16 protein-coding genes are annotated in these 20,219 nt (G+C 60.6%); 5 read left to right on the top strand and 11 right to left on the bottom strand.

Annotated features, from left to right (window positions below; translation table 11 throughout):
* Nucleotides 1-14: 14 nt before the first annotated feature.
* The 6 genes from ACR2R1_RS15650 to ACR2R1_RS15625 all read right to left on the bottom strand — a co-directional run bounded on the left by ACR2R1_RS15650 (nucleotide 15) and on the right by ACR2R1_RS15625 (nucleotide 5,179).
* A complete protein-coding gene (locus ACR2R1_RS15650; protein ID WP_434110856.1) occupies nucleotides 15-1,172 on the bottom strand; it encodes an integrase core domain-containing protein in 1,158 nt (385 codons plus the stop codon).
* Between the two features lie 90 nt (nucleotides 1,173-1,262).
* Nucleotides 1,263-1,649: an endonuclease domain-containing protein gene (locus ACR2R1_RS15645; RefSeq protein WP_347258746.1), complete on the bottom strand. Its 387-nt coding sequence runs from the start codon at nucleotides 1,647-1,649 to the stop codon at nucleotides 1,263-1,265.
* A gap of 130 nt (nucleotides 1,650-1,779) precedes the next feature.
* Nucleotides 1,780-2,292, bottom strand: coding sequence for a 3-hydroxyanthranilate 3,4-dioxygenase (locus tag ACR2R1_RS15640; protein WP_086133723.1), 513 nt, complete (start codon nucleotides 2,290-2,292; stop codon nucleotides 1,780-1,782).
* Between the two features lie 15 nt (nucleotides 2,293-2,307).
* Nucleotides 2,308-2,727, bottom strand: coding sequence for a RidA family protein (locus ACR2R1_RS15635; protein ID WP_434110854.1), 420 nt, complete (start codon nucleotides 2,725-2,727; stop codon nucleotides 2,308-2,310).
* A 5-nt stretch (nucleotides 2,728-2,732) separates the two neighbouring features.
* The gene (locus ACR2R1_RS15630; RefSeq protein WP_434110852.1) at nucleotides 2,733-4,181 is read right to left on the bottom strand and encodes an aldehyde dehydrogenase; all 1,449 of its coding nucleotides are present in this window, start codon (nucleotides 4,179-4,181) and stop codon (nucleotides 2,733-2,735) included.
* A 2-nt stretch (nucleotides 4,182-4,183) separates the two neighbouring features.
* Entirely contained in the window at nucleotides 4,184-5,179 is a 996-nt protein-coding gene (locus tag ACR2R1_RS15625; protein ID WP_434110850.1) for an SDR family oxidoreductase, read from the bottom strand.
* Nucleotides 5,180-5,302: 123 nt separating this feature from the next.
* Between ACR2R1_RS15625 and ACR2R1_RS15620 the strand changes: the two genes are divergently transcribed.
* From ACR2R1_RS15620 to ACR2R1_RS15610, 3 genes are all read left to right on the top strand, one after another.
* Nucleotides 5,303-8,212, top strand: a complete 2,910-nt coding sequence (locus tag ACR2R1_RS15620; protein WP_434110848.1) for an FAD-binding and (Fe-S)-binding domain-containing protein — start codon at nucleotides 5,303-5,305, stop codon at nucleotides 8,210-8,212.
* A 614-nt stretch (nucleotides 8,213-8,826) separates the two neighbouring features.
* Nucleotides 8,827-9,501, top strand: coding sequence for a carbonic anhydrase (locus tag ACR2R1_RS15615; RefSeq protein ID WP_434110846.1), 675 nt, complete (start codon nucleotides 8,827-8,829; stop codon nucleotides 9,499-9,501).
* A gap of 189 nt (nucleotides 9,502-9,690) precedes the next feature.
* Nucleotides 9,691-11,391 (top strand): SulP family inorganic anion transporter, encoded by a 1,701-nt coding sequence (locus tag ACR2R1_RS15610; RefSeq protein WP_434110844.1) that lies wholly within the window; start codon nucleotides 9,691-9,693, stop codon nucleotides 11,389-11,391.
* A gap of 78 nt (nucleotides 11,392-11,469) precedes the next feature.
* Here ACR2R1_RS15610 and ACR2R1_RS15605 read toward each other — a convergent pair whose 3' ends face one another.
* Complete coding sequence (locus tag ACR2R1_RS15605; RefSeq protein ID WP_434110842.1) at nucleotides 11,470-12,558, bottom strand: saccharopine dehydrogenase C-terminal domain-containing protein; 1,089 nt, start codon at nucleotides 12,556-12,558, stop codon at nucleotides 11,470-11,472.
* Between the two features lie 15 nt (nucleotides 12,559-12,573).
* Entirely contained in the window at nucleotides 12,574-13,749 is a 1,176-nt protein-coding gene (locus ACR2R1_RS15600; RefSeq protein ID WP_434110840.1) for a hypothetical protein, read from the bottom strand.
* A 341-nt stretch (nucleotides 13,750-14,090) separates the two neighbouring features.
* Here ACR2R1_RS15600 and amaB point away from each other — a divergent pair, with 341 nt between their 5' ends.
* Nucleotides 14,091-15,662 carry an L-piperidine-6-carboxylate dehydrogenase gene (gene amaB / locus ACR2R1_RS15595; protein WP_434110838.1) on the top strand — a complete coding sequence of 524 codons (1,572 nt, stop codon included), beginning with the start codon at nucleotides 14,091-14,093 and terminating at the stop codon, nucleotides 15,660-15,662.
* 137 nt (nucleotides 15,663-15,799) lie between these two features.
* Here amaB and ACR2R1_RS15590 read toward each other — a convergent pair whose 3' ends face one another.
* On the bottom strand, nucleotides 15,800-16,621 hold the full coding sequence (locus ACR2R1_RS15590) for a cyclase family protein (protein WP_077730926.1): 822 nt from the start codon (nucleotides 16,619-16,621) through the stop codon (nucleotides 15,800-15,802).
* 354 nt (nucleotides 16,622-16,975) lie between these two features.
* Between ACR2R1_RS15590 and ACR2R1_RS15585 the strand changes: the two genes are divergently transcribed.
* Nucleotides 16,976-18,211, top strand: coding sequence for a GNAT family N-acetyltransferase (locus ACR2R1_RS15585; RefSeq protein ID WP_434110835.1), 1,236 nt, complete (start codon nucleotides 16,976-16,978; stop codon nucleotides 18,209-18,211).
* Nucleotides 18,212-18,698: 487 nt separating this feature from the next.
* Here ACR2R1_RS15585 and ACR2R1_RS15580 read toward each other — a convergent pair whose 3' ends face one another.
* Both ACR2R1_RS15580 and ACR2R1_RS15575 read right to left on the bottom strand, forming a co-directional pair.
* Complete coding sequence (locus ACR2R1_RS15580; protein WP_434110833.1) at nucleotides 18,699-19,136, bottom strand: nucleoside deaminase; 438 nt, start codon at nucleotides 19,134-19,136, stop codon at nucleotides 18,699-18,701.
* A gap of 155 nt (nucleotides 19,137-19,291) precedes the next feature.
* A complete protein-coding gene (locus ACR2R1_RS15575; protein ID WP_434110831.1) occupies nucleotides 19,292-20,185 on the bottom strand; it encodes a methane monooxygenase/ammonia monooxygenase subunit C in 894 nt (297 codons plus the stop codon).
* Nucleotides 20,186-20,219: the final 34 nt, after the last annotated feature.

Here is a 20,219-nt window from a genome sequence, read left to right as displayed (position 1 = left end):
ACCGGGCGGATGGTTTACAAATTTTCTCCCTTTCCATGCCATTGGCTGGGAGAGTTTATTTTCTGGGTTTGCTCATCGAGCACCCCCAGAAGGTGAAAGCTATAGCGCACTTCCCACAGGAACTCGTCGATCTGGTTCAAGCCAAGCGGTTCCTTGGCCAAAAGGTCAGAGACATAGAGCAAATGCCCGTTCCACTTGATTTCACCGTTCTGCCGCACGCGGCGGACCGTTACTCCGGTGGCATACTCCACAGGCGGCAGCTTCGCGGGATAAGCCCTGGGCGAGGCGGTGTACAGCTCGCTGGGCGTGCGCCGCTCCAGCGCCTCGTGGCTGCGCTCGTCGTTATATTCCGCGACAAACCGGTGAAAACGTTGCTGCTGAGCCTCCAGGGTCGCGGCCGGGGGAACCACCACCGCCGCTTTCAACGTCCGATGCATCCGTTCATGCCGGCCATTTTGATCCGGGCGGCCGGGTTCAGTCCGCTCAGGACGGATCCCCAACCGAATCCACCAGGCCGACAGCCGACTCAAGCCGCCCACCGCCAACGAGGCAAACGGGGCGCCATTGTCGGTCCGGATGGCTTCGGGCAAGCCGTATTCCCGAAACACCCATTCGAACCACGGTTGGGTCTCGGCCCAGGTCGGTTGGGGCAACCCCCGGCACTGCAACAGGTAGCGACTGAAGTTGTCAGTGATCGTCAGGGGATAACACCGCCGCCCATTGCCCAGCGCAAAGTCGCCCTTGAAGTCCGAACTCCACACCGCATTAGCACCGTCACAATGAGCCAACGGCGGGCTGTGCGGCGGTACTCGCCGACGACGCCGCCGCGGCGCCACCAGACCGGCCCGCTTCAGAATCTCACCCGCGGTGCTGTCCGCAGGCCAGTTCACCGTCGGATCTTCCCGACGCAAACCATCCATGACTTTCTTCGGACCAAACGACTGATGCTTCAACTTGTACCGCACCATCCGCTCACACAACTCGGGGACAACCGCATTGGGGTGATGCTGGGCTGCCCGCGACAACTCTTGGAGCCCGTCCAGCCCCCACCGCTGATACCGATCAATCCACTTGTCGCCCGTTGGGCGACTGATCCCATAAAACGCGCACAAATCGGTCTTGGTGTACTGTCCACTCAGCCAGTCACCGATAAATTGAACTCGTTGGTCCATGGCACAGGTCTCTTTCCACGGCATCGGCGTTTCCTCCTCGCCAATACCTTAATGGATGTAAACCATGTGCCCGGTCTGTTTTGTAAAGGATCATACCGGTTTGTACCGTCTTTCTCCCTCTCCCTCCGGGAGAGGGTTGGGGTGAGGGGATCGAACAACTATGGCAATCCGAATTGCCTCTAACACTGCCTCAAGATCGCCGAGCACTTCATGATTCCAAAACCGCAACACCCGATAACCCAAAGCCTGTAAGTACCGGGTTCGCTGATTGTCCTGTTCCTGTTGCTCGGTATGCTGTCCACCATCGAGTTCAATGATCAGCTTTGGTTCTAGATTAAGGAAGTCAGTGATGTAGGGGCCGATGGGTTGTTGCCGACGGAACTTGCAACCTTCCAGCTGGCGGTTTCTCAACCGGCTCCACAATAATTTCTCCGCGTTGGTCTGTTGTTTTCGTAGCGTTCGGGCCAGTTGTTTCATCGGAAGAAAACCTAGTTTCGATCCCCTCACCCTAACCCTCTCCCGGAGGGAGAGGGAACTGAGGGCCGAAGTAATGGGCACAGACTACCACCGGCCTTTGCCCATCCTACCGTGTGCCGCGAGTGTGTATTCAAGGCGCCTCCATCACCGTCCCGCACTTCTTGCACGTCCGGTTTTCCTCGCTGGAATAGAACCGCTCGAAAACCGGCGGCAAGTCCTTCTCGATGTTTTCGAGGTGGAAATATTCCTCGTAGAGCAAATTCGAACAGTTGTCGCAGTACCATAGGAGACCGTCGTTTTCCGCCGGTCCTCGCTTTCGCTCTATGACCAGCCCCACCGTGTCGGCGAAGCGCTGAGGGGAATGGGGGATGCGCGGCGGAAGCAGAAAGATATCGCCTTCCCGGATGCGGATGTCCTTGGGGTTTCCGTCCTCCATGATCTTGAGAACCATGTCGCCCTCGACCTGGTAGAAGAACTCCTCGCCTTCGTCGTAGTGATAATCCTTGCGGCGGTTGGGGCCGCCCACCGCCATGACGATGAATTCCGCGTCCTCGAACACCTGTTTGTTGCAGACCGGGGGCTTGAGCAGATGGCGGTGTTGGTCTATCCACTCGCGGAAGTTGAAAGGCTTGAGTTCTCTCACGGCGATTCTCCGTTCTCATTCGATGGTCGCGATGCACTTCAGCTCGATCGCGATCGGGGTCGGCAGCCGCGACACTTCGACGGTCGTCCGGCAGGGCTGATTGGTCCTGAAGTATTCCGCGTAGAGCCGGTTGTAAGCCGGAAAATCCTTTTCCATATTCGTCAGGAAGACGGTGACGTCCACCAGCTTGTCCCAACGGGAGCCCGCTTCCTCGAGGATCAGGCGGACGTTTTCGAAGACCGAGCGGCATTGCGCCTCGATTTCGTAGGCAACGATATTCCCGTCCTCGTCCAGCTCGACGCCCGGAATAATCTTGCTGCCGCGTTTTCTCGGCCCGACCCCAGACAGGAACAAGAGATTCCCCACCCGCCTGGCATGGGGATAGAGGCCCACGGGTTCCGGTGCTTTTTCCGAGTCGATACGCTGACCCGCCATACGCGCTATCCTCCGAGATAAACGCAGACGTTCTTGGCTTCGGTGAAAAACTTGAGCGCCTCGAAGCCGCCTTCCCGGCCCACGCCCGATTGCTTCATGCCGCCGAAAGGCGTCCGGAGGTCGCGGAGCAGCCAGCAGTTGATCCAGATCACCCCGGAATGGATCCGGTTCGCCAGGCGATGGCAGCGCTTGAGGCTTTCGCTCCAGACTGTGGCGGAAAGCCCGTACATCGTGCTGTTGGCATACTCGACCGCTTGGTCTTCGCCATCGAAAGGCATCAGGGTGACCACGGGGCCGAAGATTTCCTCCTGATTGACCCGGCAGTCCGGGGAGAGACCTTCGATGATGGTCGGCTCGACGAAGAATCCGTTTTCGCAGCGGCCCTCAAGACGCACCTGCCTGCCGCCGGTCAGGATCCGCCCGCCCTCGGTCTGCGCCAGATCGATGTAGGACAGCACCTTGCGGAGGTGGCTTTCCGAAATGAGCGCGCCGACGTCGCAGTCTCCGCTCAGTGGATCGGCCACGCGCAGCGCCTGGGTCCGTCGCAGGAATTCGTCCCTGAACGTTTCGTAGATCGGCCGTTCGACGAAGATCCGCGACCCCGACAGACAGATTTCGCCCTGATTGAAAAAGGACGAGCGGACCGTGGTGCTCACGGCGCGTTCGAAATCGCAATCGGCAAAGATGATGTTCGGATTCTTGCCGCCGAGTTCCAGGGAGAGCTTTTTGAACTTGGGAGCCGCGGTTTGAGCGATCCGGGCTCCGGTTTGGGTGCCGCCGGTGAAGGAGATGGCCTCCACGTTCGGATGCTCGACCAGGCGTTGCCCGGCCTTGGCGCCGGTGCCGTGGACGATGTTCAGAACCCCCGGCGGAAGCCCCGCTTCCTGGCAGATTTCCGAGAGATAAAACGCCGTCATCGGCGTCAGCTCCGAGGGCTTGGCCACGACAGTGTTCCCCGCGGCCAGCGCGGGCGCGACTTTCCAGGTAAAGAGATAAAGCGGGAGGTTCCACGGCGAAATACAGCCGACGACGCCGAGCGGCACGCGGAGCGTGTAATTCAGCGCTTGGCTTCCCATGGCATGGGATTCGGAGAAGAAATGCTGGATGGCTGAGCTGAAGAATTGGAAATTGGCGGCGGCTCTCGGGATGTCGACCTGGCGCGCCGCGCTCAGGGGCTTTCCGGCATCAACCGATTCCGCGCGGGCGAGCGCGTCCGCCTTGGCTTCGATGAGATCCGCGATCCGGCGCAGCAGCCTGGATCGCTCTTCCAGCGGAGCCTCGGCCCAGGCGGGAAACGCCGTCCTTGCGGCGGCTGCGGCGTGGTCGATATCGGCGGAATCGGAGTCCGGCACTTCCGAAAACAAACGGCCGGTGGCCGGTTCGATGTTTTCGAGATAGCGGCCGGAAACGGGCGGAACGAGTTCGCCGGCAATGTAATTCGCGATTCGTTGCATATTTACAAGCTCATCGTACGTCCCCCGTCGACGGGCAGATTGATCCCGGTGATATACGAAGCCAAATCGGATGCGAGAAAGCCCGCCGCATAGGCAATTTCTTCGGGCTTTCCGAAACGTCCCAGGGGAATCGAGCGTTTAGTCTGTTCGACCACGTCATCGATGGATTTGTTCGAGCTTCGGGCTTTGGCCTCCATGATAGCCCGGAGCCTCGCCGTCTCGGTCGCTCCCGGAAGGATGTTGTTCACGGTGATGCCGAAGGGCGCGAGTTCTCCGGCCAGAGTCTTGGCCCAGTTGGCCATGGCGCCGCGCACCGCGTTGGAGACGCCGAGTCCCGGAATCGGCTGCTTCACCGAGGTTGAAACGATATTGATGATCCGGCCGAAGCTCTCGCTCCTCATGCCGGGGAGCAGGGCTCGGACCAGGATATGGCTGCAAATGAGGTGCTGGGTGAAGGCTCTAGTGAATTCCTCGATCCCGGCTTCATACAGAAGCCCGCCCGGCGGTCCGCCTGTGTTGTTGACCAGGATGTGAATGGGAAGAAGCGCCGGCAGGCGTTCTTCCAGGATCTGCTTCAAGCGATCGGGACAGCCGAAATCGGCTATCAAGTAGCCGTGCTTCTGCCGATGTGCGGAACTGAGCCCCCCACAGACGAGCTTCAACGCCGACTCGTTGCGGGCAAGGAGAACGACCTCGGCGCCTTGATCCGCGAAAAGCATGGCGATGGCCCGGCCGATCCCTTGACTGCTGCCGCACACCAGCGCCCTTTTACCATCCAGTAATCCCATCGAGATCGCTCCCATCGGTTTTCTGCAAACCTTACAACGAATGATCAGCGTGTGCCATAAACCCGTTTCGCCGGGTTGATCCATGTCGTAGGGTGGGTTAGGTGCGCCTACATACCGCCTGTACGCGGCCCACCGAGTCAGGCGCGCACCGTAACCCACCACACCGCGCGTTGGTGGGTTACGGCGCACGCAAAGCACAGTGATTGACATCGGAGTATGCTGGAGTGCGCCTAACCCACCCTACGAAATCCCGGTTTTCCGTCAGACCTCGACATGGAAGGCTCTAACCTCCGATTCTATCCCCGGTCTAAGCAGTTAACGAGCCCACCCGTCATGACATCCGAACCGCTATCAAAACTCTCGGTTTTAAGCCGAGCGCTCGAAGGGGAGCTTTTGACCGACCGGCTCTCGCGCCTGCTTTACGCCACGGACGCCTCGCCCCACCAGAAGATGCCTCTGGCCGTGGCGCGGCCCAAGCACCGGGACGATTGCGTAACGCTGATGAGATTCGCCGCGCAGGAACGGCTGCCGCTGATTCCCCGCGCAGCCGGAACCAGCCTGGCGGGGCAGTGCGTCGGCGACGGTCTGGTAATCGATTTCACCCGCCACATGAACCGGATCGTCTCGATCGACCCGGAGCGGAGGCGGGCACGGGTCCAGCCGGGCGTGATCCGCGACGATCTCAACGATGCGCTGAGCCCGTTCGGGCTGATGTTCGCCCCCGATCCCTCCACCTCCAACCGCTGCACGATAGGCGGCATGTTCGGCAACAACGCCTGGGGCAGCCATGCCTTGCGCTACGGCACGACCCGCGATCACAGTCTGTCCGCCGAGGCGGTCTTGAGCGACGGCAGCATCGCCCGGTTCGAATCACTTGAAGGCGAACAGCTTCGGGAAAAATTAGCGCTGGACAATCTGGAGGGGCGGATTTACCGCGCCGTGTATCAGGCGATCGACCGCCATCGGGCGCTGATTCTCGATCGCTTCCCCCGCCCCGACGGCATTCCCCGCAACGCCGGCTATCCCTTGGACGTGCTGGCGCGCGGGCAGCCTTGGGAATCTCGGGGGCCGCCTTTCAATCTGGCCGGACTGCTGTGCGGCAGCGAGGGAACCTTGGCCTTGATCAGCGAAATCGAAGTCGGGCTCGTGCCGCTACCCGACCGGCGCCGCTTGGTCTGCGTCCAGTTCGACAGCCTGCCGCAAGCGCTTTCGGCGGTGGCCGTGACGCTGAACCATAAGCCGTCGGCATTGGAATTGGTGGACCGGCATATCCTGGAGCTCACCAAGACCAATCTGGAGCAGCAACGCAACCGCTTCTGGATCGAAGGCGATCCGGCCGCCGTGCTGCTGGTCGATTTCGTGGACGAAACCGGCGGTGAAGTCGACGCCACGGTCTCAAATCTGACGGCCGAATTGCGTTCGCTGAACCTGGGTTATGCCCGGAAAGTGCTCGATTCGCCGCTCCGGGAGCGGGCGCTGGCCCTGCGCGCGGCAGGATTGGGTCTGCTCATGGGCATGCCGGGTCCGGTCAAGGCCGTCACCGGCATCGAAGACACGGCAGTGTCAGTCAAGGATCTGCCCGCTTATGCCGAGGCGGTTTTCTCGGTCATGGCCCGCCATGGTGTAGATTGCGTCGTCTTCGGTCCGGCCGGATGGGGCGTGTTGCATTTCCGCCCCTTGCTCGATCTGCGCAGCCGGGAAGGCCGGCGTCTTTACGAGCGCATCGTCGAAGAAGTGTTCGAACGGGCGATCGGTTTCGGCGGGACGATCAGCGCCAAGCATGGCGACGGTCGCCTGAGATCGCCTTATTTGGAAGGTCTTTTGGGTGGGGAACTTTATGGGCTCCTGCACGGGATCAAGGCCGCCTTCGATCCTCACGATCTTTTGAACCCGCACAAGATTTTCGATCCTCCGCCGTTGGTTTCGGATCTGAGAGCCCATGAGAACGGGAAACCGGTTGCCGCCTACTTCGACTGGAGCCGCGAAGCGGGCTTAAGAATCGCCGCTTCGAAGTGCAACGGCGCCGGGGTCTGCCTGAAAAGCGCCGGGCGCGGCACGATGTGCCCCTCCTATATGGCGACACGGGAGGAAAAACACGGCACCCGCGGCCGCGCCAACATCTTCCGGCAGGTCATGGACAGTTCCGAACCCTGGACGGCGATGAATCGCGAGCTGCTGCGGGATGTCCTCGACCTTTGCCTCGCCTGCAAGGGCTGCAAATCGGAATGCCCGGCCAATGTCGACATGGCCCGCATGAAGGCGGAATTCCTACAGCAGCACTACGACCGGGCCGGAGTGCCGTGGCGGGCGCGTATCGTGGGGAACTTCGACCGGCTCAGCCGGATCGCGAGCTTCGCGCCCGCGTTGTCCAACCGCTTGCTGGCGCAGATCTGGGTCAAATCCCGGCTGGGCTTTCATCCGGAGCGCCCGCTGCCGCCCCTTGCCGGCGAGCCTTTCAGCCGATGGCTGAAGCGGCGGCGTCCGGCCGAACCGGCTGGCCAGAAGGGCGAGGTCCTGCTGTTCAACGATCCCTTCACCGAATTCTACGAACCCCGGCTGGCGATCGCGGCCTTCGAGGTTTTGGAACGACTCGGGTTTCGCATGGCGGCAACGCCGTGTCTCGAATCCGGGCGGATACAGATCAGCCAAGGTCTCTTGCGCGCCGCCCGGAAACGGCTGAGCCGGGCCGTCGAGCGGCTATACCCTTCCGCAGTGACCGGCCGCTGGATCATCGGGCTCGAACCTTCGGAAATCCTGACCTTCCGTGACGAAGCGGCGGACTTGCTGCAGGGCGAGGAGCTCAGGAAGAAGGCGCGCATCGTGGCGGATCGCACCCTGACCTTCGAGGAATTCATCGACCGAGAGATCGGGCGGCTTAACGAAAATCCGTTCGGCGATGCGCTGACGGGCAAGACGCTGCTGGTGCACGGTCATTGCCACCAGAAAGCGCTGCTCGGAATACAGCCGCTGTTAAAGGCGCTGTCCCTGATTCCCGGTGTCGAGGTTCGACCCATTCCCTCCGGCTGCTGCGGCATGGCGGGCGTTTTCGGCTACGAACAGGAGCACTACGCCGTCTCGCTGGACATTGCCGAGCTGGTACTGTTTCCTGCCATCCGCGAGGCTGGAACCGATACGCTGATCGTGGCTCCCGGCACCAGCTGCCGCCGCCAAATCGCCGACGGGCTCGGGGTGCGCGCCTATCATCCTGTCGAGGTGATGCTTATGGCGATGGGATTGCCATGAAAATACAAGCTTGTGGGAGGGGCTCTCTCGATTGAGCTCGGCTCGTAGGACGCGCCTCGTGCCTCTGTATATCCTGTGGACCTTATTCATAGTGCCGAAATTTACTTTGGCCGGAGCTTTCCTTATTTCAAATCGCTTTCAATAAGGCATTCATTTTCGTAGGGTGGGTTAGGCGCACATCAGCACTGACCGACCGCCGATCACTGCGCTTCGCGTGCGCCGTAACCCACCGAACGGCCGCGGACCTGTCCTGAGCCAAGTCGAAGGATCGGCGGGTTACGCGGAGCCTGTCCTGAGCCCTTCGACGATGCTCAGGACAGGCCTGTCGAAGGGCCTGTCCCGAGCGGAGACTAGGGGCCAACCCGCCATCGATGGGTTTCGCTTCGCTCTACCCATCCTACGATGAATGTTCACTCCAATGCCGAATGGAATTGGGAGTCGCAGCGGTTCTCCGGCACGGCTTCCAAAAGCGGTTGCTGAACCAAAAGGCCCGGCATGGTCAAACAGAGATTAAACCACCGAATTTGTATCCGTAAGTCGGCGGGGCGGTATCACTCCCTCTGAGCTGAATAAAATGCCTTTGCGCGTGTGCCCATGGTGAGGAAGGTAATCCCATGAAAGAACTGGTGGAAGGCTTTCACAGGTTTCAGCAGAGCCTCTCGAAGTCAGAGAGAGAGTCATTCAAAAAGCTGGCGGGCGGACAGAATCCACTTGCCCTTTTCATTACCTGCTCGGACTCGCGTATCGACCCGAACTGGATCACGCAGTCGAAACCGGGCGACCTGTTCATCCTGCGGAATGCGGGGAATATCATTCCTCCTTATGGGGCTAGCGGCGGCGGGGAAGCGGCCACCATCGAGTACGCCGTCGCCAATCTGGGAGTGAAGGAAATCATCGTTTGCGGCCATACCTATTGCGGGGCCATGCAGGCGCTGCTGAGCGGCCCGGAAAGCGTGGCCGACCTCCCGGCCGCTCGCGCTTGGCTCGGCCATGCCGAGGCGACCCGCCGGATCACTCGGGAAAATTACGCTCATCTGGAAGGCAATTCCCTCTTGACGGCCGCCGTGCAAGAGAATGTTTTAGTTCAATTGGAAAACTTGCGTACGCACCCCGTGGTTGCCGCGGGACTCGTCCGAGGGACTATCAAGCTCTATGGCTGGGTTTACAAGATCGATAAGGCCGAAGTTTTCGCCTATGTCCCTGGACGCGGCCAGTTTCTCGCTCTGCCGGAGCACGCGTCCGTACCTATCCCCTCCGCCATGCAGCTTGCCGTCAAACGAATCATCTAATGCCTTGAAGCTCATATCGCCCTCCCGCATCAGGATCGCCCGCCGGGCTTGCGGCTCGAGGAATCCGTTCTCGGGTGCGTCATTTCGTCCGCCTATACCGGAGATGTACACTTGCTCACAGATAGGCTGCCGGTAAGCAGCTGTCTCTAAGCTTATCGCCGCCTGAAATGTGGCAAGAGAGATCGAACCATGAAACCGCTGATCTACGGTCTTCACTTCAATAATCTTCGCGGCGACATCTACGGCGGCCTCGTTGCCACGGTCGTGGCCCTGCCTTTGGCGCTTGCCTTCGGCGTAACCTCCGGGGCAGGGGCCATCGCCGGACTCTATGGAGCCATCTTCGTGGGTTTTTTCGCCGCCTTGTTCGGCGGAACGCCCGCTCAGGTCTCCGGCCCCACGGGTCCGATGACCGTGGTCATGGCCGAAGTCCTCCTGCTCTATGTCCATCAGCCCGCCCTCGCCTTCACTGTCGTGATGATGGGCGGCGCCCTCCAGATTCTCATCGGCCTCCTCAAATGGGGGCGCTACATTCGGCTGGTCCCGTTTCCGGTGATTTCCGGCTTTATGAGCGGGATCGGCTGCATCATTCTCATTCTGCAAATCCCCGCCCTGCTGGGGCACTCCCCCAAACCGGAAGGGGTGCTAGCCACGCTACGGGCGATCCCGGAGTTCTGGGACAGCCTCGATCCCCAGGCGGTCGGACTCACCCTCCTCTCACTGGGGATCGTGTCGCTGACCCCCGTCCGTATTGGCCAGTGGGTTCCGCCGCCGGTCCTGGCCCTGGTAATCGGCACGCTCACCGCCTATTTCTGGCTACCGGCCGCGCCGGTCATCGGCGAGGTGCCGGAAGGCTTTCCCACCCTCATCATCCCGACTTTTCAGGCCGATCTCTTGCTGGTGATGCTGGAATCGGCGGCGATCCTGGCCCTTTTGGGAACCATCGACAGCCTGCTAACCTCGCTGATTTGCGACAATCTCACCCGGACCCAGCACGATTCGAATCGGGAGTGTATCGGTCAGGGCATCGGCAATATAGTCGCCGGATTCTTCGGCGGATTACCCGGAGCCGGGGCCACCATGCGCTCGGTGGTCAACGTTCGCACCGGTGGACGCACGCCCCTTTCGGGCATGCTCCACGCAGTGTTCCTCCTGGCCATCCTATTGGGGCTGGGCCCGTTAGCCGAAAAGATCCCGCTTGCCGTACTCGCCGGCATCCTGCTCAAGGTGGGCATCGATATCATCGACTGGTGGTTCGTGCGGCATGTCGTTCATGCGCCCCGGGCCGACGTGCTGATCATGCTGGTGGTGCTGGGCCTGACGGTATTCGTGGACCTCATCCAGGCGGTGGGCGTTGGCGTGGTACTGGCGAACCTCCTATTCGTAAAGCGCATGGGGGAATTCGAAGAATCGAGGCTGCGCATCATCACCCACGAGGCTCCGGAACCGCCCCTGATCTCCGAGGAGGCGGCTATCCTGGCCCGCAACAACGGCCAGATCATACTTATCCATATCGATGGGCCCATGAGTTTCGGCTCGGCCAACAACATGGTCCGCCGCCTGGAGCGGGTACGGCAATTCAGCACCTTCAAGAGCGTGGTCCTGGACCTATCCGATGTACCTTTCATCGATACTTCGGCAGCCAAGGCGGTGGAAGACATGATCCGCATGACTCGGGAGCACAAACAACACCTCTTCTTCGTGGGTATGCAGCCGCAACTGGTCAAGGTGTTAAGGGGTCTGGACGTGTTGAGCTTGATTCATCGGGACCATCACTACGCCAAACGCCTGGACGCCCTGCGTCATGCGGCTCTCATGGCGGGCTCCCGCCATCCGGGGGACAGACCGCTGTCACGTGGGGAAAAGGAAAACCTATCCTCCACTTCCGTATAACCGGATTACAGCGGTTTAGAGCCATGGGGCGTTGAGGGACGAAGCGCATCCTACACCCTCGCATCCAGGCGATTCACCTCATCGGTAATACCGCCCGAACCGGTTCTCCAAAAAATCCTCGAGCCGAAAGCTCTCCTGCGTCACGAAGCCTTGGTAGAGCTCGGTCCGGTTCAACACCTGATCGACGACTGCGCAAAGGGCGGCGGCGGTGGTCACCTGGATGGCCGACCACAGCTTCCCGTAGATCGTCTGCGGATAAATTTTCTTCACGTAGTTCTCTTCGTACAGTTCGCCGCGCTGCTTGCCGCTGACCGAGACATAAACCAGCACCACGTCCTGCACGGTCTTGGGGATGGCGTTTTCGAGGATCCGTTTGAGGGTTTCCCGATCTTTGTTGAGCTTGAGATCCCGCATCAGGAAATGAATCTTCTCGCAGTGGCCGGGATAGCGCAGGGTTTTGTAGTTCAGCGCCTTGACCCTGCCGCTGTAGGTATCGGCCAGGGTGCCGAGGCCGCCCGAGGTGTTGAAGGCTTCGTAGAGCAGCCCGTCGATTTCGATGGTTTCATAGCCTTCCAGCGGCATCAGGACGACTTCGTGGCCGTCCTCGAGCCCATAGCAGAAATTGCCGTATTCGTTGATCAATCCGTCGGTGGACCAGGTGAGCGAGTATTTCAGGACGTTGCTGGGGTGCACCGGCAGCGCGCCGACCCGCAGCTTCACGGTGTCCAGCTCGTCGAAATGTCCCATCAGATCGTTCGCCACGATGTTGATGAAACCGGGCGCCAGGCCGCACTGCGGAACGAAAGCGGTTTCCGCATCCTGGCTGAGGTTCTGGACGTAACGGGTAACGGTCACGTCCTCGGTCAGATCGAAATAATGCAGGCCCGATTCGATGGCGTACTCGGCCACCAGCGGGTTGCAGTAATACGGCAGCGCGGAGATGATCGCTTCGAAAGGATAATCCGACAGGCAATGTCGAAGCCCGCTGCCGTGGATCGCATCCACGGCGAGGGGCGTCAGGTTTTGTCGATCGATGTCCTCGGCAGCCCGCTTCAGGGCGTTTTCATCGTGATCGACCAGATGAACGGTATAGTCGCCCGCACGGGAAAGCAGGCCGGCAATCAGGGAACCGATGGTGCCGGCCCCCAGGACGCAGACGTTCCGCATGACATCGTCTCCTCGCTAGGCGGCGGTCTGGACCGAGGTACGAATGACGTGGGCCGCCTGTTCCGGCAGGAAATAGTTGTAGATCGGGGCGGAATGAAGCGGGTTGTCCCGCTCGTAAGGAATGTCGTACAGCGCGAAGAATCGCTCGGCCAGTTCCGGGCTCGTTTCCCGGCGCGACAGAAGTTCGAGGAGCTTGGCGTTTTCGATGACGGTTTCCAGCTCCGCACCGTGAGTCCTCAAGACCTCCCGAATCCGTTCCGGAACTTCCCGGTTCCGCTCGGGCCGGGTGAATACCTGTAGCAGCAGCCGATCGGTGTAGTCACCCGTCGGGGTCATGATGGCTATGCCTTCCGCCTCCATGGTATGCATCAGCTTCGACAAACCGACCGCGACGCGCCGGCCTTCCTCGAACCGCGTGGCCCGGATCGCCAGATGATGGGCGGTGTAGCCGTAAACGTGATTCCAATGCTGGATGATCTGGGTGGGATTATCGGCATCCGACTGATCGATGAACAGCCGCAGCACCTGGCCGTTTTCCAGGATTTTGTAGAGCAGGTAGGCGTTCCAGCCGTCCTCGAACTGATAGAAATCTTCGCCTTCGACTTGCGAGGGCACATAGCCGTGATGGCGGCGCAGGTTTTCCACGACCCGTTCGGCATCCCTGTGGGCCGACGAGCCGCAGCGGATCGCGAGATGATCGAAATGGACGGTCCAGCCCAGGCGCGGCGCGATCTTCAGCAAGGTCAGATCGGCCTGGCTGTACAGCAGCGATTCGATGGCCTTGACCGCCACGTAGACATCGAGCCGGCCGACCCAGTCGCCGATCAGCTTCGCCTCGGCATCGGTCAGAAAACTCCGGGCACGGGCCAGCACGCCGTCGAGAAACTCGCGGGCATAAGGGTCCACGTGTTCCAAGGCTTCCGGCGGATCCTCTTCGAACGGTTTCGACTGCCGAGCTTCCCGATAAGCCGTCAGCAGTTCATCTACGGATCTGATTCCGTGAAAATAATGGCCGGCGGTCATCGGCTGGGGTTCCGCTTCGAAAGGCGTGAGATCGATGCCGGCCATCCGGCCGTCGGGGCGCGGTACCAGCAGCTTGGCGGGACGATCGGGATGGGCGCGAAGGGTGGTCGGACCCGCAAGCACCTCGCGGACCAGGCTGTGGGCAAAGTCATCATGTGGGCTGGACATTGCAAGACCTCTCTGCCTCTGTGAAAAGCGTACGATAGGGCGGGATTAAGGCAAACCCTCGTCCCAAACCGTTCTCCCAAAAGGAAGGTCGCGACTTAGCGACTATTGGCGATTGGGAAAGGGTCCCCGATCTACTCGGGGCGATTGACAGATTTCGTAGGTCGGCAATCCCTTGCCGACGAACCCGCTTGTCGACCCCGGTGTCGGCAAGGGATTGCCGACCTACGATAGATTAGACAGCCGAAGTCTCGGAAGGTTGATGATCTCGGCTATCCGAACCTCTCCCTGCCGCCCCGAATCTAACTGGCACAAGGCTCTATGCCTCAAACCGGAAAATACCTATGCACATTCACGACAACGCCTTCAAGGATCGACTGTTCGAGACTTTGCATCTTCTGGACGTCAACGTCGGCAGCTATGCCGCCTACGAAGGATGGCTGGAGGCTCGCGATGCTCCGCGGCTAAGCTCCTGCAATCCGGCTACCGGCGAGATTATCGCCGAAGTCACGCTGTGCTCGGAAGCGCAGTACGAAACCGTGCTGGAAGAGGCCCGGAAAGCCTACGAGGAGTGGCGCCTGGTCCCGGCGCCCGAGCGGGGCGAGCTGGTCCGCCGGATCGGCGATGCCTTGCGCGAACACAAGGATGCGTTGGGCAGCCTGGTGGCGCTCGAAACGGGAAAGATCAAGGCGGAAGGGGATGGCGAGGTGCAGGAGATGATCGACATGGCCGACTATGCCGTCGGGCTGTCGCGCATGTTGTACGGGATCACGATGCCTTCCGAGCGCCCCGAACACCGGCTCTACGAGCAATGGCATCCCTTGGGGCCGATAGGCGTCATCACGGGCTTCAATTTCCCGGTGGCGGTTTGGTCCTGGAATGCGTTCGTCGCGACGGTGTGCGGCGATACCGTGGTCTGGAAGCCATCCCCCAAGACGCCTCTTTGCGCCATGGCGGTCCAGCACCTGTGCGACCGAGCCGTGGCGGAGATGGGGTATCCGGGTATCTTTTCCACCTTCTTGCCGGAAAATCCGGAATTGCTGGACCGTTTCGTCCGCGATGCGCGGCTGCCCTTGATCTCCTTCACCGGTTCCACGGCCGTGGGCCGCCAGGTGGCGGCGAAAGTCGCCGAACGCTTGGGGCGGAGCCTTCTGGAGCTGTCCGGCAACAATGCCGTCATCGTCGACGAGACCGCCGACCTGAACCTCGCGCTCCAGGCCATCGTGTTCGGTGCGGTGGGAACGGCCGGCCAGCGCTGCACCAGCATTCGGCGGCTGATCGTCCACGAGGACGTCCATGACGAACTGGTCGAGAGGCTGATCCGGGCTTACGGCCAAGTGCGGATCGGCGATCCCCTGGACCCTTCGACCCTCATGGGGCCCCTCATCGACCCGGCGGCCGTCGAGGCGTACCGTAACGCCGTGCATGCAGCACGGCGCCAGGGTGGCGAGGTGCTCTACGGCGGCCGGGTGCTCGATCGGCCCGGCTGCTTTGTCGAGCCGACCTTGATCCGGGCGGAAAACCACTGGGACATCGTGCAACGCGAAACCTTCGCGCCTATCGTCTACGTGATGACGTTCCGCCGTCTGGAAGAGGCGATCGCCCGGCAGAACAGCGCATCGCAAGGACTGTCCTCGTCGCTGTTCACGCTGAATCTCAGATCGGCCGAGCGGTTCCTGTCGGCTTCGGGCAGCGACTGCGGTATCGCCAATGTCAATGTCGGCACGTCGGGCGCCGAAATCGGCGGAGCCTTCGGCGGCGAGAAAGATACCGGAGGCGGTCGCGAAGCGGGTTCCGATGCCTGGAAGATGTACATGCGGCGGCAGACCAATACCATCAATTGGGGAGAGGCTCTTCCGCTGGCGCAGGGGATATCGTTTTTCGCAGCGGATGCCGGGCAGGACCGGAAGTCATGAACCGGGAAACGACAGGTCGTAGGTCGGCAACCCTTTGCCGACCAAGCCCGTTGTCGACCCGGTGCGTCGGCAAAGGATTGCCGACCTACTTCACTTTAGCCCGCTCCCACAAGCCGTAAATTAGTCCCGCAACCGCCTTATCGATTCTTTCCAGGCACCCACGCGATAATCCGGAGAGGCGCGCCGCTGCCGCCCTCGATCTTCATCGGCAGGGCCACCACCATGGCGCCCGTCGTGGGCAGTTCGCCGAGCCGGGCGACGTTTTCGAAAATCGGAATGCGCTTTTCCGAGAGAATTCTATGGGCCTCGAAATGCGATGACTGCCCATAGTCGATGCTCGCCGTATCCAATCCGACGGCTTTGATGCGGCGCCGTTCGGCCAACCAGCGCGCGGCTTCGGGGGCCAGGCCGGGAAAGTGGAGTTTCGCCACCGCCGCCTCGCCCCGCTCGGCGGTACCCAAATACTTGACCGGGTCCGGCCAAAACCGGCCATAGCCCGTATGCAGCAATACGATCGCCTCTTCGGGTATCGGTCCGTGGCTCTTTTCCCAAGCGGCAAAATCGTCTTGGCCCACCCTGTAATCGGGATTTTTCACGGCATTGGACGATACGTCGATCACGACGGCTGGACCGATCAGCCGGTCGAGCGGAATCCGGTCGACCGCGAGACCGTGAGCGGAAAAATGATTCGAGGCATCCAGATGAGTGCCGCCATGTTCCGCCGCTTGGAACTGATAGGCCTCGTAATGAAAGCCCTTTTCGGTCGTCCCGACAAACACCGGTTCCAGACGGAAGGGCGTCGCAGTGGGCCAGTACACGGTCTCGGCAGAAAAAGAATGGGTGAGGTCCACCCACCGGCCGGACGACCCCAAATCCGGCTGCGAAGCGCAACCCGCCAGCGCGGCCAGCAGAGCCGCCGGCACGCTCGGTTTAAATCGGGATCGAACGGTAACACGCATGGCTCGGCACCTCGATGATCGTTTCGGATCGCCTCTTGACGACATTTTGTCCAAATCCCATTATTTCACGATCAGGGACGCCAAGGCTTCTACACTGACGTTCTTTACGTTTTCTGCGAAGGGATTCCATGAACGAGTCATCACGCATTTCCGGCCCCGAGCCGATCCTGTCGAACCGAGAGCAAACAAGATTCCTCTCTCCTCCCGACGATGTGATCAGGTTTCCAATCGAGCCCGATAGGGTTCGAGAGCGCTCCACTCCTCCAAACATGAAAGGACTGCGCAAACCCTTGTCCCGCGCGGGACGCTCGGAGGCGGGTATTGAAACGGCACTCGACGGGCAGGAATGACTGGTTGAACCGAACTGCCCGAGCCGCGCGCGGCGTCTCTCGGCCGAGTATATTTCCGTTCGGGGATGCGCGCCTAGGTTCGGTCACCGTCATCGACACGATCGAAGGCATCGAACACCATCGCGAGGCTCTCGAAGACCTGGCGGAAAAAGCGGCGCACCCCAATCCTTTCTACGAACCGTGGTATTTTCTGCCGCTGCTCAAGGCCTCGAAAAGCAAGCAGCGCCTGCGTTTTCTGCTCGTTCACGGGACCGACGACAGCGGTTCGGAAGCGCCCGAAACGCTGATCGGCTTCTTCCCGTTCGAGCAGACACTGCTCCACCCGCTGTGCCCGGTTCGCTGTCTGCGTCCGTGGCAGGACGCGTATCGTTGGACGCTGCGCCGCACGCCGCTGCTCCGCTACGGGGCGGTCGGCAACAGCCTGGCGGCATTGGGCCGATGGCTGCTCGCCCGGCAGCACCCGCCGACTATCATCCTGTTCAAGGACCTGCCCGGCGACAGCGAGATCCTCCGCGCGGCCGAGTGCTGGCTTACCGAGGACCATCGATTGTGCCATGTACATGATGTCCGCGAATCGCACCTGTACCGCCGCCAAACGGATGCCGAGACCTATTTCGCACGCGTACTGTCGGGCAAACGGCGCCGACATCTCAGGCGCTTGCGCCGCCTGCTCGAGGATCTAGGACCGGTACGGGTCGCCGATCTCGACAGATCCGACGACGTCGACCGTCTTTTCGACGAATTCATCTCCCTGGAATTCAGCCAATGGAAGGGAAAGATCGGCACCTCCATGGCATCCATGCCCGATGGCGCTGCGATCGCCAAGGACATTCTCAAAGAGGCGCACCGCCGTAAGCGCCTCTCGCTGCTTACTTTGCGGGTCGGCGACAGGCTGGTCGCGGCGCGCAGCGCCTTCCTCGCGCCTCCGGGATGCTTCGGGTTCAAGATGGCCTACGACGAGAGTCCGCCCTATGCCCGATGCGGTCCGGGTTTTCTGCTGGATTTGGAGGGCATTCACCGCCTCCATGACGATGCGGACCTCCTAGGCACCGGAATCGAATGGCTGGACAGCTGCGCCGTCAAGACGGCCGCGCTGCCGCTGAGCATGAAGACGGAAGCCTTGCCGCTTCACCGCTATATGGTGACCGTGCGCGGCGGTATCGGCGAGGTCGTGACGCGCCGGTTTCCCAAGGTCATGCAGGCGCTTCCATGGAGAATACGCCGGCTGTCCGCGTTTTAGAGCGTTTTCATCTCGCTCGTAGGGCAAAACAGGCCTGACAGGAGTCGTTGGCGCCTTCGGCCAGGGTAGCTCGACTCAAGCTTTCGTAGGTCGGCAATCCCTTGCCGACGAAGACGCTCGGCCGGAGCATGGCGTCGGGAAGGGATTCCCGACCTACTCGCCAGTGCCCGTACAGTAGGTATAAAAATGCTCTAGCGGTTGTCGGCAAGGGAGTGTCGGCCTACAAGCCGTAAAGGGCGGGGCTCCATCCTGACAGACACAGTTTGTCGGCAAGGGATTGCCGACCTACGACTCACGAGGGGCGTTGCCCCATAGCGCGATCACCCTATTAATCAGGCCCGTAAATACCCTCCTGGTATTTCGGGCCGCCGCCCAGGCCGGTACACGCTTAGGCCTTAGCTCACTCGCTTGTCGCCGCGCTAAGGAAACCCTGCCCCGGATTAACCCGGCCTATATTCATAGGCCGGGTTAATAGTTTGAGCTCGTTTTAGACACCGATATCTTCTCCCCACAGCTCGGGGTGAGTCTCGATGAAGCGCGACATGAGGCGAATACAGTCGGGGTCGTTGCGTACCTCGACGGAAATGCCGCGCGACCGCAGCAGCTCCTCTTCACCGAGGAATGTCCGGTTCTCGCCGATCACGACCCTGGGAATTTGGTACAGCAAAATCGCTCCCGTGCACATGGCGCAGGGCGATAGCGTCGTATAAAGCGTGCTCTCGCGATAAACCGATACAGGCTGACGTCCGGCATTCGCCAAGGCGTCCATTTCCGCATGCAGGATGGGATTTCCTTGCTGCACGCGCCGGTTGTGGCCGCGACCGATGATGCGATCCCGATGCACCAGCACCGATCCGATCGGTATTCCCCCGGTCTGCAATCCCTTCTCGGCTTCTTCGAACGCAGCCTGCATGAATGTATCCATGCCCTTTGCTCCATTAGTCGATGATAAAGAGTCGGTGCGTAAGCAATTCTTGCCACGGTCCGTCTTGAGCCGAGACCGGACGACGGCGATGTCGCAATGATTCTCGATGTCGGCCCCCAAGGCAACCACTTTCACGCCGCCGTGATCTAGCGCTTTCAGCCGTTCGGCGTTGGTCGCGAATCCGGCTCGGGCGACAGGTCTTTTTTGATCAGATACAAAATGCTGGCAAAAACCTGCAGCAATACGCCGCCGATCGACAGCGCGAACCAGGCGAAAACGACGAAGCCGTAGTGCAGGGGCGCTACGAACACCTCTTCCATGAACCAGAAGGTATGGCCCCATTCGTTGTAACCGACGTTCGGCAAAAGCGTGAACGGACCGACCACGGAAAACAGGTAGGGCACGGAAAATCCCTTGGCGAAGTAAGGCAGGCGCGTCTTGGCATACAGAAAGGCACCCCAGCCGGTAATGATGTAAACGGGGTAGCTCATGTAGAACACGATGATGTGATTGGGGGTAAAGTCGGTGTCGCGCACGACCGTTTGATGCCAGGTCGCATCCTGCTCCGTGAAGAAGCTGGTTCCCCAATAGAAAGCCCACGCATAAGCGGCCAGCCAGATCAGGTGGGTCATGTTCCGGCGCAGCTCCTCGCGCGGGGTCAATGTCACGACATCGCGATCACGCGTTTTCCATAACAGTTCGCGCAAGGCTTCGCCTTTCGCTCTGGACAGCGCAGTCTCGGTGTCGATGAAGTGCGCCCAGTACCTCTCCAAATTGCGATCCCGGCTCCGCCATAGCCAGCCCCAAAGAAGAGCGGCCACGATCGTTTCCACCAAGATTTCGGCGTAAAAGAGATTCATCCAGTAGGTCTCGAACTCCGGCGCGAAAGCGTCGAGCCCCGTCGACCACGCGTAAGTCCCCTCATACCAGCGAGCCGTCAGGTAGAGCGCCGCATAACCCGCCAGTACCAGCACCAGACGCTTCAGACTGAACAAAGGCGGTTCTTTCGCGGCAATATCCGAAGCTCCGGTCCGAATCGACGTGGACACAAGCCACCTCTTTGATAAGTCGAAAATCCAATCA

The organism is Methylocaldum sp. GT1TLB, from assembly GCF_051027445.1.
Taxonomy (GTDB): Bacteria; Pseudomonadota; Gammaproteobacteria; order Methylococcales; family Methylococcaceae; genus Methylocaldum.
This window is presented reverse-complemented; position numbering and strand designations above follow the sequence as displayed.

Excerpts from the sequence above, each read along its gene's own strand:
- ACR2R1_RS15650 (WP_434110856.1), bottom strand. The coding sequence starts at position 1,172 with ATGGACCAACGAGTTCAATTTATCGGTGACTGGCTGAGTGGACAGTAC.
- ACR2R1_RS15645 (WP_347258746.1), bottom strand. The coding sequence starts at position 1,649 with ATGAAACAACTGGCCCGAACGCTACGAAAACAACAGACCAACGCGGAG.
- ACR2R1_RS15635 (WP_434110854.1), bottom strand. The coding sequence starts at position 2,727 with ATGGCGGGTCAGCGTATCGACTCGGAAAAAGCACCGGAACCCGTGGGC.
- ACR2R1_RS15630 (WP_434110852.1), bottom strand. The coding sequence starts at position 4,181 with ATGCAACGAATCGCGAATTACATTGCCGGCGAACTCGTTCCGCCCGTT.
- ACR2R1_RS15625 (WP_434110850.1), bottom strand. The coding sequence starts at position 5,179 with ATGTCAATCACTGTGCTTTGCGTGCGCCGTAACCCACCAACGCGCGGT.
- ACR2R1_RS15620 (WP_434110848.1), top strand. The coding sequence starts at position 5,303 with ATGACATCCGAACCGCTATCAAAACTCTCGGTTTTAAGCCGAGCGCTC.
- ACR2R1_RS15615 (WP_434110846.1), top strand. The coding sequence starts at position 8,827 with ATGAAAGAACTGGTGGAAGGCTTTCACAGGTTTCAGCAGAGCCTCTCG.
- ACR2R1_RS15610 (WP_434110844.1), top strand. The coding sequence starts at position 9,691 with ATGAAACCGCTGATCTACGGTCTTCACTTCAATAATCTTCGCGGCGAC.
- ACR2R1_RS15605 (WP_434110842.1), bottom strand. The coding sequence starts at position 12,558 with ATGCGGAACGTCTGCGTCCTGGGGGCCGGCACCATCGGTTCCCTGATT.
- ACR2R1_RS15600 (WP_434110840.1), bottom strand. The coding sequence starts at position 13,749 with ATGTCCAGCCCACATGATGACTTTGCCCACAGCCTGGTCCGCGAGGTG.
- amaB (WP_434110838.1), top strand. The coding sequence starts at position 14,091 with ATGCACATTCACGACAACGCCTTCAAGGATCGACTGTTCGAGACTTTG.
- ACR2R1_RS15590 (WP_077730926.1), bottom strand. The coding sequence starts at position 16,621 with ATGCGTGTTACCGTTCGATCCCGATTTAAACCGAGCGTGCCGGCGGCT.
- ACR2R1_RS15580 (WP_434110833.1), bottom strand. The coding sequence starts at position 19,136 with ATGGATACATTCATGCAGGCTGCGTTCGAAGAAGCCGAGAAGGGATTG.